16 protein-coding genes and 1 tRNA gene are annotated in these 16,917 nt (G+C 40.9%); 11 read left to right on the top strand and 6 right to left on the bottom strand.

The window, feature by feature from the left end:
* The first annotated feature begins 138 nt into the window (after positions 1–138).
* Positions 139–1,125 (top strand): bile acid:sodium symporter family protein, encoded by a 987-nt coding sequence (locus tag C1A47_RS05055; protein ID WP_111893017.1) that lies wholly within the window; start codon positions 139–141, stop codon positions 1,123–1,125.
* 42 nt (positions 1,126–1,167) lie between these two features.
* On the opposite strand, the gene C1A47_RS05050 is transcribed toward C1A47_RS05055, so the two are convergent.
* Positions 1,168–1,875 (bottom strand): DsbC family protein, encoded by a 708-nt coding sequence (locus C1A47_RS05050; protein WP_111893015.1) that lies wholly within the window; start codon positions 1,873–1,875, stop codon positions 1,168–1,170.
* 136 nt (positions 1,876–2,011) lie between these two features.
* Complete coding sequence (locus tag C1A47_RS05045; protein WP_111893013.1) at positions 2,012–2,734, bottom strand: YgfZ/GcvT domain-containing protein; 723 nt, start codon at positions 2,732–2,734, stop codon at positions 2,012–2,014.
* Between the two features lie 264 nt (positions 2,735–2,998).
* Between C1A47_RS05045 and C1A47_RS05040 the strand changes: the two genes are divergently transcribed.
* Together C1A47_RS05040 and C1A47_RS05035 are read left to right on the top strand one after the other, a co-directional pair.
* Positions 2,999–3,595, top strand: coding sequence for a DUF2939 domain-containing protein (locus C1A47_RS05040; protein ID WP_111893011.1), 597 nt, complete (start codon positions 2,999–3,001; stop codon positions 3,593–3,595).
* Positions 3,595–3,999 (top strand): NUDIX hydrolase, encoded by a 405-nt coding sequence (locus tag C1A47_RS05035; RefSeq protein WP_111893009.1) that lies wholly within the window; start codon positions 3,595–3,597, stop codon positions 3,997–3,999. Before C1A47_RS05040 ends, C1A47_RS05035 begins: the two co-directional genes overlap by 1 nt.
* A gap of 59 nt (positions 4,000–4,058) precedes the next feature.
* On the opposite strand, the gene C1A47_RS05030 is transcribed toward C1A47_RS05035, so the two are convergent.
* A complete protein-coding gene (locus tag C1A47_RS05030; RefSeq protein ID WP_111893007.1) occupies positions 4,059–4,766 on the bottom strand; it encodes a nitroreductase in 708 nt (235 codons plus the stop codon).
* Positions 4,767–5,439: 673 nt separating this feature from the next.
* Between C1A47_RS05030 and C1A47_RS05025 the strand changes: the two genes are divergently transcribed.
* Positions 5,440–6,915, top strand: a complete 1,476-nt coding sequence (locus C1A47_RS05025) for an alanine/glycine:cation symporter family protein (RefSeq protein WP_111893005.1) — start codon at positions 5,440–5,442, stop codon at positions 6,913–6,915.
* A gap of 41 nt (positions 6,916–6,956) precedes the next feature.
* Here C1A47_RS05025 and C1A47_RS05020 read toward each other — a convergent pair whose 3' ends face one another.
* Positions 6,957–7,766, bottom strand: a complete 810-nt coding sequence (locus C1A47_RS05020) for an IclR family transcriptional regulator C-terminal domain-containing protein (protein WP_111893003.1) — start codon at positions 7,764–7,766, stop codon at positions 6,957–6,959.
* A 141-nt stretch (positions 7,767–7,907) separates the two neighbouring features.
* Between C1A47_RS05020 and pobA the strand changes: the two genes are divergently transcribed.
* Both pobA and C1A47_RS05010 read left to right on the top strand, forming a co-directional pair.
* Entirely contained in the window at positions 7,908–9,155 is a 1,248-nt protein-coding gene (gene pobA / locus C1A47_RS05015; protein WP_111893001.1) for a 4-hydroxybenzoate 3-monooxygenase, read from the top strand.
* 297 nt (positions 9,156–9,452) lie between these two features.
* A tRNA-Met gene (locus C1A47_RS05010) sits at positions 9,453–9,529 on the top strand.
* Positions 9,530–9,637: 108 nt separating this feature from the next.
* Here the strand turns inward: C1A47_RS05010 and C1A47_RS05005 are convergent.
* Positions 9,638–11,263 (bottom strand): NAD+ synthase, encoded by a 1,626-nt coding sequence (locus C1A47_RS05005; protein ID WP_111892999.1) that lies wholly within the window; start codon positions 11,261–11,263, stop codon positions 9,638–9,640.
* A 385-nt stretch (positions 11,264–11,648) separates the two neighbouring features.
* On the opposite strand from C1A47_RS05005, the gene C1A47_RS05000 reads away from it, so the two are divergent.
* From C1A47_RS05000 to C1A47_RS04980, 5 genes are all read left to right on the top strand, one after another.
* Positions 11,649–12,092, top strand: a complete 444-nt coding sequence (locus tag C1A47_RS05000; protein ID WP_264756257.1) for a DUF2946 family protein — start codon at positions 11,649–11,651, stop codon at positions 12,090–12,092.
* 77 nt (positions 12,093–12,169) lie between these two features.
* Positions 12,170–14,215 carry a TonB-dependent copper receptor gene (locus C1A47_RS04995; protein WP_111892997.1) on the top strand — a complete coding sequence of 682 codons (2,046 nt, stop codon included), beginning with the start codon at positions 12,170–12,172 and terminating at the stop codon, positions 14,213–14,215.
* Positions 14,216–14,256: 41 nt separating this feature from the next.
* Positions 14,257–14,541 (top strand): hypothetical protein, encoded by a 285-nt coding sequence (locus C1A47_RS04990; RefSeq protein ID WP_111892996.1) that lies wholly within the window; start codon positions 14,257–14,259, stop codon positions 14,539–14,541.
* Positions 14,507–14,938: a DUF2946 domain-containing protein gene (locus C1A47_RS04985; RefSeq protein ID WP_111892995.1), complete on the top strand. Its 432-nt coding sequence runs from the start codon at positions 14,507–14,509 to the stop codon at positions 14,936–14,938. The genes C1A47_RS04990 and C1A47_RS04985 overlap by 35 nt, the downstream gene beginning before the upstream one ends.
* Positions 14,939–14,970: 32 nt before the next feature.
* Complete coding sequence (locus tag C1A47_RS04980) at positions 14,971–15,210, top strand: helix-turn-helix domain-containing protein (protein WP_111892994.1); 240 nt, start codon at positions 14,971–14,973, stop codon at positions 15,208–15,210.
* Positions 15,211–15,275: 65 nt separating this feature from the next.
* Here C1A47_RS04980 and gltA read toward each other — a convergent pair whose 3' ends face one another.
* Positions 15,276–16,550, bottom strand: a complete 1,275-nt coding sequence (gene gltA, locus C1A47_RS04975; protein ID WP_111892993.1) for a citrate synthase — start codon at positions 16,548–16,550, stop codon at positions 15,276–15,278.
* Between the last annotated feature and the right edge of the window lie 367 nt (positions 16,551–16,917).

The following is a 16,917-nucleotide window of genomic DNA, read 5'->3' as shown; positions in this document are numbered from 1 at the left end:
TAAGTGATTTTTCAGAGGGCTTCGTCATAATGCAAAGTCGTCTCATTAAAAATATCTCTTTTGAATACATGAAAATTCATTTGAAATTTATCTATTTCGCAAAAAATGATTGTGGCGAATAGACCAAAAGGAACAGTAATGGCTCGACCACGTTTTTTACCCGATAATTTTAGCCTGATGATCATTAGCATGGTGATCTTAGCCAGTATTGTGCCGATTCATGGTCAAGCAGCTACAATCTTCGGTCAACTGACCAATTTTGCGATTGCATTATTGTTCTTTTTACATGGTGCCAAGTTATCTCGTCAGGCGGTGATGGATGGCTTAACGCATTGGCGTTTGCATCTGTGTATTTTCACAGCAACCTTTATTTTATTTCCAATACTCGGTTTATTGCTTAAACCCGTGATTGAGCCATTATTAGGGCATCAACTCTATCTAGGTGTTTTATATTTGGCATTGTTACCATCGACTGTGCAATCCTCAATTGCCTTTACTTCAATTGCAAAAGGGAATGTGCCTGCTGCGTTATGTAGCGCTTCTGCATCCAATATATTTGGTATGTTTATTACGCCGTTTTTAGTCAGTATTTTTATTAGTCAGTCGTTGTCACAGCATCATGCAGGTTCATCGAATGCGGTGCTCAATATTGTGTCCTTGTTACTGGTGCCATTTATTTTGGGGCAAATTTGCCGGTCAAAACTCTTTCCCCTCATTAAAAAACACGGTTCGATGGTTAAAGTTGTCGATCAAGGCTCAATTTTGATGGTGGTCTATGCGGCTTTCAGTGAAGCAGTCATTGAAGGAATCTGGCATCAGGTTTCGGTTGAAACATTGTTGAGTTTGTTTGTGGTGTGTGGTGTTTTACTGGCAATTGTAATGGTGCTGATTCACTATTCGAGCCGTGCTTTGGGCTTTAAAAAGAAAGACCAGATTGCAATTTTGTTTTGTGGGTCTAAAAAGACGTTGGCGAGTGGTGTGCCAATGGCCAAGATTATTTTTGCAGGACAGCCGATTGGTCTGATCTTGTTGCCTTTGATGTTGTTTCATCAAATTCAATTGATTGTGTGTGGTATTTTGGCGAGCCGTTTTGCTCAGCGTGATGAATCGTTAGACGATCAATAATCATTAAAAATGCACCTCAGTTCTATGCTGAGGTGCTTTAAATTACTGAACTGAATCCAGTAATTTATTAATTTCATCGGCACTACGTGCACCCGAAATACGCTGACCATCTTTTAAGAAGAACGTTGGCGTCCCATCAATATTGAGTTTTTCACCCAATGCTAGGTTTTTCTGTACAGGGGTGGCACAACCTTCTTTACCATTTGGTTGTTTGCGATCGAGTACGTAGTTTTCCCATGCGCTGTATTTGTCTTTTGAACACCAGATTTTTTGCGCCATCGCTTCTGCATTTGGATGCAAATTTTTTAATGGATACAAGAATAAATAAATCGTGACGTTATCAACTTGCTTCAGTTCTTCTTCCAAAGCATGACAGTATGGACAATCAGGATCACTGAACACATACATCACACGTTTGCCATTGCCTTTTACATGTTTAATCGCTTGATTTAGCGGTAATGTTTTGACATCAATTTTATTGAGTTCCTGCATACGCTCTTCGGTCAGGCTGACTTTATTTTTTAAGTCAACCAAGTTACCAATAAAGAAATAGCGTGCTTCGTCATTGGTATAGACGATTTGACCATCCATATACACTTCGTAAATATCTTTTACAGGTGTAGGTTGAATGGATTGTGGGGTAATGTCTGGATAATTTTTTTGTAAATTGGTTTTTAGCGTTGCAATATCAGCATGTGCTAGCCCCATTGTCATTAGACTTAATCCAAATGCGGCAATGAGTTTTTTCATAAAGTAACTCGATGTGTGTTAAGTGAAATGTGACTTATTGTCTATAAAATATGAGAAAAAAACGAGCGTAATTTGTGTGATTTTTGAATACAGTACTTTGGGCAAAGTATTGATTTGCCCAAAGTTAAATAGAATTTTATTGAGGGCGAGCAACATCCCCATTTAATGGCTCAGGTAAATCGAGTACTGTCCAGCCCAGTTCTGCCAGTGCAGCAGGTTTTGCAACCACCAAAGCTTGGAAACCTGTTGTAGTAGCAACACTATTCACAACTTCAACGTCAGCATGAGGTTTGCTTGCAACAGCAGGCACATCGCCAGTGCTTTCAACTAAATGCAACCAGTGTTTAGGTTTTGCTTTAAACCATAAGCGTGCCACGATCTCTTGACCGATATAGCAGCCTTTATCGTAATGTACGCCTTCACGCTGATGTAAACGTAGTTCTTGTGGTTGAAACTCATGTGCCGTGGCTTGGCAAATGTAGGCTTGACCCTGTGCGATGGCTTGTTGTTGCCATGCTTGGATATCTGTAACTTCTGCTGCAAAGCTGGTCGAATCAGCTGTCAGGGTTGGATAAACTTCACCAACAACAGTCAGCGTCATTTTAGAAAATGCACCATATTTTTTAATATGTTTGGCAAATTCATCACTCTGGTCTTGTGTAACCACCAATTCAAAATTTTCAGCATCTAACTTGTTGAGCCATAGACCAAACTGGATACGACCTTTTAAATCGCAAATCGCGGTATAGCGTGGAGTTTGTTCGGTAAGACGTTCAACGTGCAAGGTGACTTGTCCTTGCAGGAATTTCTGTGCATCAACACCACTGAGTTGGTATTGAACAAAAGCTAAATCACTCATCTTTTTCTCAAAAATCAGGCTTTTTACTATCGGTCTATTGTGGCGGATTTTGCTAAAAAATTCAGCCATCCATTGTTATGTTTCTGCACTTAAGATGTATTCATCAGCTCAATGAATAAAGACTGAGCAAAAAAAGAGATTAGCCTTGTCGAAAAATAAAGCAATTGCTACATAAATCAGCAAAGCTTGTACAACATATCGCCGAATTATCGGTTAAATTAGCCGACTTTCATCAGTGCTAAAAAGATCTAGGGCAATTGTTCAGTGAAAAAGCTTATTCTTGCGCTTGGCGTGGCAATGTTTATGTGTGTGTTGGCATGGTTGGCATCGCCATATTGGATGATGTACCAACTCAAGCAAGCTTATGAAAATAATCAACCTGAAAAGATCTCTGCATATATTGATTATCACGCAGTGAAAGAAAGTCTCAAGCCACAAATGAACGCCCGTTGGTTTGGAGCAGATCTGAATCAGGGAGAGCGTCCATCTTGGCGACATCTGGTTGGTGAATATATTGGTGAACCAATTACCAATGCGATTTTGGATCGGGTGGTGACGCCTAAAACCATGATTTTACTGTTACAGGGTAAACAGTTTTCACAGTCACTCGCACATAGTCAAGCCGATGCAAGTTCAACCGTCATGCAGGCCAATATGAGCCATACGGCATCTGATTCTGCACCGACAGAATCAAGTAATGAATTGCAGTACCATGCGGGTTATCAAGATTTAAATCATTTTGTGATTCATGTGGTACATCTACAAGGTGCCGATACGCAGTTTATTTTCACCCGCGATGGCTGGAATTGGAAAATGACTGACATTGACCTTGGTTTGGCAAAAGTTCAGCAGGCATCTTAGTGAGTTTTCAGGATTTGTATCGCATGAGTTCTCATGCAGTCATCACCAATGACAGCCAGCAAGTCTTATTGCTTAAAGCAACTTATACGAATCAGGCATGGGGCTTGCCAGGTGGTGGCTTGGATGTCGGAGAAACCATTCATCAGGCTTTACTTCGAGAATGTCAGGAAGAATTGGGCTGCGATGTCGAGATTGCTTATTTGAGTGGTGTGTATTATCACGCAGCAGTGAATTCACATGCTTTTATTTTTCGCTGTTCTTTACCTGAACAGGCAAAAATTCAACTGAGTGATGAACATTCCGAATATCGTTGGTTTGAAATTTCACAACTGACTGAAGTCCAGCAAAAAAGAGTTTTGGATTGCCTGAATTTTCAGGGCGCAGTTCAAAGTGCCAGTTTTTAAGTGATCTATCTTTAAAATAAAAAGGCCATCACGCGATGACCTTTTATAACTCCCTGTATTTATTCTTCAATAAACACACTAAAGCTTTCTACAGGTTCACGCGGAGTGATGAAGGTATTTACAATATCGTCTGGGTCTGCATAACCCAAAGCCACAGTACACACCAACTCTTCATCTTCAGGTGCACCAATTTCTTCAAGCACGATTGGGTGAAAATGATTCCACGCTGCCTGTGGGCAAGTGTCTAAACCACGCGCTCTAGCAGCCACCATCACATTTTGAATCATCATGGCAATGTCCATTTTTGAACCAATACCCATTGCTTTATTGACGGTGAAATAAAGGGCGACAGGTGCATCGAACAGTTTGAAATTACGCAACTGCTGAGCTGCCATTTTTTCTTTTTCACCGCGTTGAATGTTCAACAAGCCATATAGTCCCCAACCATTGGCACGGCGACGGTCAATAAATGGTGAAATCCATTTTTCAGGATAATACGCAAAGGTTTCTTTATATTTTTCTGCAAGCTCAGGATGTTCATTCACTTCAAGTTGAGCCTGACATACTCGTTCAACCATGGCATCACGTTTTTTTCCTGTAACGACATAAACTTTCCAAGGCTGTGTATTGGTGCCTGAAGGTGCACGACTAGCAACGCTTAAAATGTCACGGATGATTTGTGGGTCAACAGGGGTGTCTAGAAAAGCACGTACTGAATGGCGTGAAGTAATGGCGTCATCGACGTGGCGAACTTGCTCCAAGTTCATAAGTACTCCTGTAATCTGATGAGTTAATGATTTTTTTAGCACTATAAACGATAGAACAGGGCAGTGGCTAGCAAAAGCACAAATCATTTGTATGGATGATTGACGAATAATTGTCTTTTGTGTTGTTGGACTAAATGGTCTAATTTAAATAATTGTTGTCGTAAAGAAAATTAAAGAACATGAGGTTTAAAATTTAAGAAATTGTTGTTTATCTATACTAAATAAATGAATTGATTGTTTAAATAATGATAAAAACACGCTTAAAAAATAATCACTAAAATGGTGCAAAAATAAAAAAATAAGTTGGTTTTAAGGTTGGGATGAGTATAATCGTGTTTTTTTTAGTGCAAAAGATTTCTTTTGGTGCAATTTTGCAGAGTGGAAAATTCTTCATACTGTTTTATTCTTAATCTTTTCTAAAGATTTTTTATGATTTTAATTTGTGCCAGTCAAAAATTTTTTGTTGAGGGCTAAGCAATTCTATTGTGAAGCACAATTTAGTTGCGGCGCTTCATGGTGAGTACTGACTCATTCATGCTGACCATCACTCAGGCTTTGTGGGGGAAATTGAGCTAGACTTTCATGGATACCCATTTGTCATACGGCTTAAATGGAGAAGGATGGCTGAATTGTCCAGAACGAGTGATCCCGTATAATCTAGAAGGACGTTTGAATGAATTCGGAATTAAATGCATTCCTCATGCAGTGGGTTTCATACTTTAATGACCCATTATGGAATTTCTTGGTAATTTTACTACTTGCGGTCGGCTTGATTTATACCGTTGTAACAGGTGGTGTTCAAGTTCGAATGTTTTTACAAAGTATTCGAGTAATGAAAGAAAGTCGCCAGCCAGGAGAAGATGAACATGGGATTACCCCATTTCAGGCTTTTGTAACAGGTTTAGCGAGCCGTGTTGGTGTGGGTAACATCGGCGGGGTTGCAATGGCGATCGCAATTGGTGGACCAGGTGCGGTTTTTTGGATGTGGGTAACTGCATTGGTGGGCATGAGTTCAGCATTCGTTGAGTCCTCGTTGGCACAGTTGTTTAAAATCCGTGATGAAAATAACGCACAGTTCCGTGGTGGCCCTGCGTACTACATCACTAAAGGCTTAAAGAGCAAACCGTTCGGTGTTATTTTTGCCTTGGCGATGATTTTGGCTTACGGTTTTGTATTTAACTCGGTACAAGCCAATGCCATGATTGATGCTTCATCACATGCTTGGGGTTGGGACAAAGCCAATATTGTGCTACCACTTGGTGGTTTGAACCTGACCATTTCTTGGGTCGGTTTAGCATTGGTTGCCATTACAGCAATGGCCATTTTTGGTGGTATCAAGCGTATTGCACATTTTGCTGAAATGTTCGTACCGCTTAAAGCTGGGCTTTATCTGGCAATTGCATTTTATATCTGTATCAGCAATTACGACATTATTCCGCACATTTTCTATCTGATCTTTAGCAAAGCATTCCAGTTTGATGCGGCTGCAGGTGGTTTCTTCGGTAGTATGGTGTCTATGGCAATGATGCAAGGCATTAAACGTGGCTTGTTCTCAAACGAAGCGGGTATGGGTTCTGCGCCAAACGCTGCTGCAGCATCTGATGTGCACCATCCTGTAAACCAAGGTTTGGTTCAAATGTTGGGCGTGTTTGTGGATACTTTCGTGGTATGTACCAGTACAGCACTTATCATCTTGATTTCAGGTGTTTATACCAATTCTGGCTTGCAAGGTGTTGAGCTGACTCAGCATGCACTAGAAACCCAGATTGGACACTATGGTGGTGACTTCCTTGCATTCATTTTGTTCTTGTTCTGCTACTCTGCGATTTTAGGTAACTATGCTTACGCAGAAAGTAACGTCCAGTTCATCAATAACAGTCGTGTGGTGATGTTTATTTTCCGCTTGATGGTGTTGTTTATGGTGTACTTCGGTGCGATTACCAGCGTTCCATTAGTTTGGTCAATGGCTGACTTGTCGATGGGTATCATGGCAACCATTAACTTGATTGCGATTCTCTTACTGATGCCATTCTTGCGTATGATGCTAAAAGACTATCGTTCACAGCTCAATCGCGGCGTGAAAGAGCCTGTATTTAAGTTAGATAATCATCCAGAATTCAAGAAAAAGATCGATACCGATATTTGGTAAGATCACATCGAAAAAGCCAGTGTCATCACTGGCTTTTTTGTTTAGATCATATTGCGAATTTCTTGGGCACAGTGTCTGAGTAATGGCAAAATGCTTTTTAAAAGATAGGCTTCATCGACTCGCTGTTGTTGTGCAATACAATTCAGTGCAGCAATCACTTTACCTTGAGCATCAAAAATCGGCACAGCAATCGCAATGATGCCTAGCTCGTGCTGTTCCTGAGAAATGCAATAATCTTGCTGAGCAATCTTCTCGAGTTCCTGCAAAAATGTCGCTTCATCGGTAATGCTAAATGGAGTTAAACGTTTTAAGCCATAACGTTCTACCCATGCTCGCCGCTCATCTGAACTTAAATGTGCCAAGAGTAGTTTTCCTGTTGATGTTGCATGTGCAGGCAAACGATGTCCCAAGTGCATACCATACGGATTGAGTCGTAAGCTGTCAGCTTGCGGTAAAAAACCACGAGCAATCGGCACGACTTCCTGTTCATCGAGCACCACCACAGAGAAGGTCTGATTGGTTTGTACACTGAGTAAATTCAGCAGAGGTTGAGCAACTTTGGGTAAATGTGCAGAACTGAGATAAGCACTTGAGAAACGTAATACTCTCGGCGTTAACCAGAAATAATGTTGATCGGTATCTAAAAAACCTAAAAATTTTAAGGTTTTGGCATAACGTCGTGCTGCTGTACGGCTAATCCCTGTACGTTGTGCAATTTGGGTGATATTCAGACGTTGTCGTTCGACACCGAAGGCTTCAAGTACCAATAATCCTTTTGCCAACCCTGCAATGTAATCTTCTTGTGAAATCTGTTCTCCATGTGCTGATTGGAGAATTGCCTGTTGATCCATGGCAAACTAATCCTAATGTGAATTTGTCCGATATTCGGACAAATTGATTGTATATCGGTCATTTTCCTATTTTAAGCATAGAGCAAGTTAAAAAAACAGCTTAACTTATTCTCAGGATATGAAATTGATAGGGATATCATCATGAAAAAACTCAGTACACACGTTGTGATTATTGGTTCAGGCCCTGCGGGTCTATTACTTGGACAATTGTTGTATAAAGCAGGCATTGAGCATATTTTGCTGGAACAACGTAGCGCAGATTATGTTGCAGCCCGTATTCGTGCAGGCATTTTGGAGCAGGTTTCTGTTGATTTGCTCAAAATCGCTGGTGTGGATCAGCATCTCAATCGGGATGGCTTACCGCATTCAGGGATTGAAATCCTCACACATGGGACAAAGCATCGTATTGATTTGTCTGAACTGACCCATGGCAAACAAGTCACGGTTTATGGTCAAACTGAAGTGACCAAAGATTTGATGCAGGCACGCCAACAGGCACAGCTCAATTCATTCTATGAAGCACAAAATGTTCAGATTCATGATTTTGATGATGCTCCGAAAGTCACATTTGACTTTCAGGGTGAGCAGTATCAAATCGAATGTGAATTTATCGCGGGTTGTGATGGTTATCATGGTGTGTCACGTGCCAGCATTCCTGAAGATCGAATTCAAACCTTTGAAAAAGTTTATCCTTTTGGCTGGTTAGGCTTGTTGGCTGATGTCCCTCCTGTAGCGGATGAACTGATTTATGTTCAGTCAGAGCGTGGTTTTGCGCTGTGCAGTATGCGCTCAAATACCCGCAGTCGTTATTACTTACAAGTACCCTTGACCGATAAAGTCGAAAACTGGTCAGATGAGCAGTTTTGGGAAGAACTGAAACGCCGTTTAGATCCTGAAAGTCGTGAGAAACTGGTTACAGGCGCATCACTGGAAAAAAGTATTGCACCTTTGCGTAGCTTTGTGACTGAGCCTATGCGTTTCGGTAAATTATTCTTGGCAGGAGATGCTGCCCATATTGTGCCACCAACAGGGGCGAAGGGTTTGAATCTTGCAGCTTCCGATATTGCATATTTGGCAAGTGCTTTAATTGAGTACTATCAACAAGGTTCAGTACAAGGTATTGAACAGTATTCGGAAAAATGTCTACAGCGTGTATGGAAAGCGGAACGTTTCTCTTGGTGGATGACTAATCTTTTGCATGACTTTGAAACGGATACTGCATTTGAGAAAAAGCTTAAACAGGCAGAATTGAACTATGTTCTTGGTTCAGAAGTTGGTCAAGCAACATTGGCAGAGAATTATGTTGGTTTGCCATGCGAAGTCGAGCATTTGCAGCAGTTGTTGAATAAAGTGGAATGTGGAAAAAAACCTGAGTGTGCTGGTGCTTAAAATAGCGAGCAGTGACATAAGAATTTAGCATACATTTTTTCTTTGATCATTTTGCCCAACCTAGTGTTGGGCAAAATGTTTTTGACTCATCTACTTTGAAATACCCATATATCCGCAAACTGGCAATTTCATATATTGGCTTAAGATCATCTTTTAAATGAGATAAAAATTCGGACTTTAATGGTAAAAAAGCTAATTTATAGTCAAAAAACAGGGTTTTGCATATTTGATGATCAGATGGGTTGGAAAAGAGTTGACGTACATTATAGATCTGTAGATAATGCACCCACAGTTTACGGCTATGTAGCTCAGTTGGTTAGAGCACCGCACTCATAATGCGGGGGTCACAAGTTCAAGTCTCGTCATAGCCACCATTTTTATAAACCATGCATCCTTGCATGGTTTCTTTTTTTGTGCCTAGAAAAAATTTAAATCATAAAAAAACCCAAACGTGTGTTTGGGTTTTTAGAGCATTCTAAAGATTAGATGCCAGGTTTCCAGCCATTTACGATTGGGTAGCGGCGTTCGCGGCTAAATGCACGTGAACTGATACGTGGGCCAATCGCACCCTGACGGCGCTTATATTCATTACGGTCAACCAGACGAATGACTTTCTCAACCATTTCTTGCTCAAAACCACGTGCAATAATGTCGGCTTGGCTGCTATCTTCTTCGATATAAGCATAAAGGATTGCATCAAGAACATCATAGGCAGGTAAAGAGTCTTGGTCTTTTTGATCTGGGCGAAGTTCTGCTGAAGGTGGACGAGTAATCACACGCTCAGGAATCACAGGAGTTTCGCTGATGCTGTTACGATATTTTGCCAATTCAAACACAATGGTTTTATAAACATCTTTCAGGACAGCGAAAGCACCAACCATATCGCCATACAGTGTGCAGTAACCCACAGCCAACTCAGACTTATTGCCTGTTGAAAGTACGAGGTTGCCAAATTTGTTTGACAAGCCCATCAGCAAAGTACCACGTGCACGTGCTTGAAGATTTTCTTCAGTTGCATCGGCAGGGCGATCACCAAAGAATGGATAGAGCGTTTGCATAAAGCTATTTACAATCGGGTGAATTTCCGCGATTCCAAAAGTAATGCCAAGCGTTTTTGCTTGTTCAGCCGCATCTTCCACACTGATTTGTGATGTGTAGGTATATGGCATCATCACTGCCTGAACTTTATCTGCACCTAAAGCATCTACTGCAATGGCTAAAGTTAAAGCTGAGTCAATCCCGCCCGATAAACCCAAGATAACACCAGGGAACCCTGAGCGCTGTACATAGTCACGTGTAGCCATGACCAGGCTTTGATAAATCTCGGCCATTGTATCGAGTTCAGGCGCAGCAGCTTGCTTGTTGTAAGCTGCTTGTTCAGCATTAAACTCAACATAGTAAACTTCTTCTTTGAAGCTCTCAGCACGAAGTGCCAGTTCACCATTACGGTTAATGACAAAGCTTGTACCATCAAAGACTAAATCGTCCTGACCACCCACTTGGTTGTTGTAGATCAAGTTAAGATTCAGCTCTTTTGCAAGGTGAGCCATCGTGGTTAAACGGTGTTGCGGTTTACCCACTTCATAAGGCGATGAGTTGAGGACTAAAACGCTATCCACATTCAATTGGCTCAGTTGCTGAACTGTGTTGAGACTCCAGATGTCTTCACAGATTAGAACACCAAATTTATGTTCTAAATATTCAAAAACTAAGTGTTGATGGCCAGTTGCAAAATAACGTTTCTCATCAAAAACGCTATAGTTTGGCAAATTCTGCTTGTTGTAAATTCCCAGAATTTCACCATCTTTCATCACGGCAGCAGAGTTAAAGCGCTGACCATCTTCACTATGGTGGACAAAACCAAAGACCATCACAATATCTTTGACAGCACGAAGTTCAGCAAAAGCATTTTCGGTGCGTTTTTTTAGACTTGGACGTAAAAAAAGATCTTCGGCAGGGTAGCCAATCATGCTGAGTTCTGGAAATAGAATAATGTCAGCATGTTGTTGTTTGGCTTGATTGGCCTGTTCGATCATTTTTTGGGTGTTGTTTTCAATATTGCCAATATGCGGAGAGAATTGAGCAAGGGCAATTTTAAAATTTTTCATTCAAATAAAATCCTATTCCTATAGGGCGCATGCATTGGGCTGATTTATAAATTTAGTTGTTCAGTACAATGCAAAATACAACAGTGATATATGGCGGTGTTTGAGTAGTCATACTATATACGAAACATGGCTGGGATTGATCTTAAATATTAAAAAATTCTACTGGAAATACAGAAAAACCAACATTTTTACTCTGTTTTAATCAAAAAAAAGAAATCGCGATGATCTGCTGATATTTTGCAGTTCATGGATTGGTTTCTCAGGCAAGCATCGATGTATTTTTTGGTCAAACTGCCAAGAATATAGTAGACTGCCTCGGACTTTCTTGCGGTTGATCATTTTAACTGCACTTTTTAGGGTTAAACCAAAGCAGAGACAAAGTAATTTGTTAAGAACAGGATTTGTACTTGCACTTTGTGCAATGTTGTTACAAGTCGCCGTATTTTTACAGGCGTTGCTGCCGGAAAAATTTCAGATTTCTCCGGTGTGTGCCACTATTTCTGATGCTTTAGCGCTAACCACTCATAACAATGCTGCCCCAATGGAAATGTCGATGGCGGATATGCCAGAGATGTCCCATATGCAAGGTATGTACATGGCACATGCCACTTCCCACGATAAGCAACATCAACATGACCCAAATCATGAATGTATTTATTGTAAAGTGTATGGACATGTCGTTGCTTTTCTTGATCTTGACATTAAAGAAGTTTTTGAACGCTTGCAGATTCGTTTAATTGCTTTCCAAAAAGCCTTTAAACATATCTATTTTGTTTTACAACGACTTTTTCTTACGCCCCAAGGGCGAGCACCCCCTCTTTTTGCTTAAACAAAATTTTAAATACAAACGCTATGTTCTTGAGTAAAGACTCAGGAATTTTGTTTATGGCATAAAAGAGAAAATTCATGTCACAGCCGAAATTTATTTTACAGTCGCTCGCGGTTGCAGTTGCACTTGCTTCAAATTTGACTCACGCAGAAGAAACCACCACCCCATCATCAGTAACAACCGATGAAATTCAGCTTGCTCCGATTGTGGTGACTGCAGAAAAAGGCAATCAGGCCAATGGCTTGATCGTTGTTGCAGACCCAAAACAACCGATTCAGCCTGTCCCTGCAACCGATGGTGCAGATTATCTCAAAAGTATTATGGGATTTAATGCGATTAGTAGCGGTGGAACCAATGGTGACGTTACTTTTCGAGGGATGTTTGGTTCGCGTATTAAAATGCTGACCAACGGAACTGAAAAGTTGGGTGCCTGTCCAGCGCGAATGGATGCACCGACTTCTTATATTTCACCAGAAACTTATGACAAGATCACCGTTGTTAAAGGGCCTGAAACTGTACTTTACCCAACTCCAGGTTCAGCAGCGACAGTTTCATTTGAACGTACACCACCTAAATTGAGCAGTGAGAAACCATATCAAGGAACAGCAAGTGTTTTGGTCGGGTCATATGGCCGTTTAGATCAGAACTTTGATGGGACTTTGGGGGATGAAACCAAATACTTACGTCTGACTACTAGTCGATCTACATCTAACAGTTATAAAGATGGTGATGGCAATAAAGTACCATCAGCTTGGGAGCGCTGGACTGCCGATGTGGCGATGGGTTGGACGCCTGATGATGATACATGGCTTGAGCTGAATGCAGGCACAGGTGATGGCTATTCTGAATATGCGGGTCGTTCAATGGATGGAGCACAATTCAAGCGTAAGAGCTTGGGCTTTCATGCCGAAAAGAAAAACTTGACTGAACATGTTAAGAAAATTGAAGCGCAAATTGACTATACCGACAACGATCATGTCATGGATAACTATAGTTACCGTGTGAATACGGGTACTAAAAGTTCGATGGAGCTTGCCCGTCAAACCCTGAATTCACGTTTGGCAATCACCACGGAATGGGGTAAATGGAGCATTGTCAGCGGTGTAGACTCGCAGCACTGGAATCATGGCGGTGATATGAAAATGCAAAGCACGATGATGACCATGAACAAGCCATATATGCGCAATATGAAATATCAGTCTTATGGGGCTTTTAGTGAATTCACTTATCATTTGAGTGCAGATAACCAATTGGTGACAGGCGCACGTTTTGATCACGTAGCAATGACGACATCAAAAACCAATGTGATTACCAATCCAAGTGAACGTACTGAAACTGTACCTAGTGCATTTATTCGGATTGAAAATAATCAGCCGAGCTATGGGTTAAAAAATTATGCAGGTCTGGGCTATGTTGAGCGTGTTCCAGATTTTTGGGAGTTATATAGCACATCGTTAACCTCGGGTGCATATACCATCAATAACATGGATGCTGTAAAAACCGAGAATACCTTACAGCTCGACCTTGGGACACAGTGGCAACAGGGGCAGTGGAATACGTGGGTGTCAGCTTATGCGGGTGTCGTGAAAGATTTTATTTTAATGCAATACGCCAATCCAAGTAGTTCACAGTCTTATCCAACGGTTCGCAATGTCGATGCAACAATCGCAGGGGCCGAGGCTGGTGTAGGTTATCAGTTTACGCCGCATGTTCAGACTGATCTAAATTTGATGTATGCATGGGGGCAGAACACCACAGATCATACGCCATTACCGCAAATTGCACCTTTAGAAGCGCGTTTGAATGTACGTTATATCCAAGATCGTTATACCTTGGGAATGTTAATCCGTTCAGTTGCCCAACAGAACCGCTATAGCTTATATGAGGGAAATGTTGTGGGTTATGACATGGGGCCAAGTAAGGCCTTTACCACAGTTGCCCTGAATGCGACTTACCATCTGAGCTCGGGAATTGATCTGTCTCTGGGTGTAGACAATCTCTTTAATAAAGCTTATGCCGAGCATCTGAACAAAGCAGGAGCCAGTGTTTTTGGTTATGCCGCAGATACACAATTTGATAGTATTGGGCGTAATTATTGGGCACGCATGAGCTTTAAATTTTAATCTCTCTAGATTTTTCACCTCTTAATTTAAGGTATTTTTTTATGGAAAATTCTCAACCAAAGAAAATTTCAAATGGCTGGCGTGGCGTTATTATTGCTGTCATCTTAGGCATTGTATTCTTAGGATTTTTATATTACAGCGTTGCTTCAGATAGTAATGATATCAACCGCTATTCACAACAATGGCGTTCAACAGGAGATGAATCATCATCTTCAATGCAGCATGATATGTCCAATATGAAAGATATGGATATGTCGAAAATGAGTGAGCAAGATATGGCAAACATGCATCATGATACGCCAGCAAGCGCGGTTAAACAGCAATAAGAAAGGGACGTTTCGCTTAACTTTTGCATATTTAGGGCTGTTTGCAATCCTGTGTCAAATCGCAGTATTTGCTCAGCCTTTATTGCCGAAAAAGTTCCAGATAGAACCTGCATGTGTGATGGTCATGAATGTTGCAGAACATTCTCGTATGCAGCATTTACCTGTGCAGGACAACTCAAAACAGCATACTTGTTTATATTGTTTTGTTTATGGACATCTACCGATTGCTTTGGGGCTTAGTATTCAAGCTGTTGTGGATGGAATTCAAATTAGAATCCTGATGTTGGTCAACAATGTCAGGCGATTTTTTGAAATATTTTGGGTTGGCGTCTTTTTATTGCCACAAGGGCGCGCACCACCTGTGATGTTGAGAACGAATAGTTATCGATACTTCTAATCACATTATAAAAATAGGTGGGGATGCAAAGAATGTATATCCAAAACCAATCCATTCATCAAATACAAGATTTGAAATTGGCTCGGCAAATTGTTTTGGCACGCAAGCGGATTCAAATCACACAATTGCAATTGGCACAAATACTGGGTGTCTCGGTAAGAACTTTGGAAAGTTGGGAGCGAGGTACACGTCAACCTTCGAGTGCAGCGCAGACCTTATTGAAGCTTTTTATTCAAAATCCAAGCTTTGTCGTTCGCTATCTCACATATTAATTGACCAATTAAAAAAGACCGCGAAAGCGGTCTTTTTTGTCGTTTTGCTACTTCCCTTCGTGGAATTAGCGATTGATGTCGCGTTGAGTTTCGCCAGTGTAAAGCTGACGAGGGCGACCAATCTTGTAAGCAGCGCTGTGCATTTCTAACCAGTGGCTGATCCAACCAACAGTACGTGCAAGTGCAAAGATCACAGTAAACATTTCTGTTGGGATACCGATCGCTTTTAAGATGATACCTGAGTAGAAGTCTACGTTTGGATACAAGTTACGGTCAATAAAGTATTGATCTGACAATGCAATACGTTCAAGTTCCATCGCAAGTTCAAGTTGAGGATCATTGATACCAAGCGCACTAAGAACTTCGTCGCAAGTTTCTTTCATTACTTTAGCACGAGGGTCAAAGTTTTTATAAACGCGGTGACCGAAGCCCATTAATTTAACTTCTTTGCGTTTCACTTTTTCCATGAATTCAGCAACGTGTTCTACGCTACCAATTTCATCGAGCATTTTAAGAACTGCTTCGTTTGCACCACCGTGCGCAGGTCCCCAAAGTGCAGAAATACCAGCAGCAATACATGCATACGGGTTAGCACCAGTAGAACCAGCTAAACGAACAGTTGAAGTCGATGCATTTTGTTCATGGTCAGCATGAAGCGTAAAGATACGATCCATTGCTTTTGCAAGAATTGGATTTACTTTGTAATCACGGTCAGCAGGTGTAGCAAACATCATGTGTAAGAAGTTTTCTGCATAACCTAAATCATTACGTGGGTAAATGAATGGTTGACCTACAGTGTATTTGTAGCTCCACGCTGCAAGTGTAGGAATTTTTGCAATCAGGCGAACAGCTGTAATTTCGCGATGATTAACATCTTCGATGTTCAAGTTGTTGTGATAGAACGCAGACAACGCACCAACAACACCAACCATAATCGCCATAGGGTGAGCATCACGACGGAAACCATTATAGAAACGGCTTACTTGGTCATGCACCATAGTATGGTTGCGAACTTTTGCATCAAATTCTGCTTTTTGTTCTGGCGTTGGTAATTCACCATTTAAAAGCAAGTAGCAAGTTTCTAAATAATCAGCTTTAGTCGCTAATTGATCGATTGGGTAACCGCGGTGTAATAAAATACCTTTGTTACCATCAATGAATGTGATCTTAGATTCACAAGAAGCGGTAGCCATAAAACCAGGATCAAAAGTGAAATGACCTGCGGCTAATACGTCCTTAACGTCGATAACGTCTGGACCTAATGTACCGCTGTAAATTGGCAATTCAATTTCTTTTCCATCAAGTTTTAAAACGGCTTTCTTGCCAGTTGCTTCAGACATTCAATAGATCTCCTGTCCTGGTGAATGTTGATCTGATACGTATTAATTGTATTTTAATGAACGTAATCAGGGGGATGAACACGGACAAAGATTATTCGTTACTACAAAAATGTCAATAATACTTATGGATTAACTTTTGACCGCTGCATTAATCCAAACTTGTGATGTACGCATGCAAAAAGGTAGCACGTTCTTTTGCCCGACATAAATGTACAGCAAGCAGTGCTTAAAAATACAGTCCATATTGCAACAATCGTGTGAAAAAAGAGGCAAAAAAGCTTAAAGAAGTCTAAAAAATGAACAAAAAAAATATTAAAGCCTATAAAACACGGTTATTTGCTCTCGAAATATTTAGTAAAACATTTAT

The sequence above is a fragment of the Acinetobacter sp. MB5 genome, from assembly GCF_003261585.1.
Taxonomy (GTDB): domain Bacteria; phylum Pseudomonadota; class Gammaproteobacteria; order Pseudomonadales; family Moraxellaceae; genus Acinetobacter.
The sequence above is the reverse complement of the archived record's forward strand: the minus strand, read 5'-3'. Positions and strand labels throughout refer to the sequence as shown.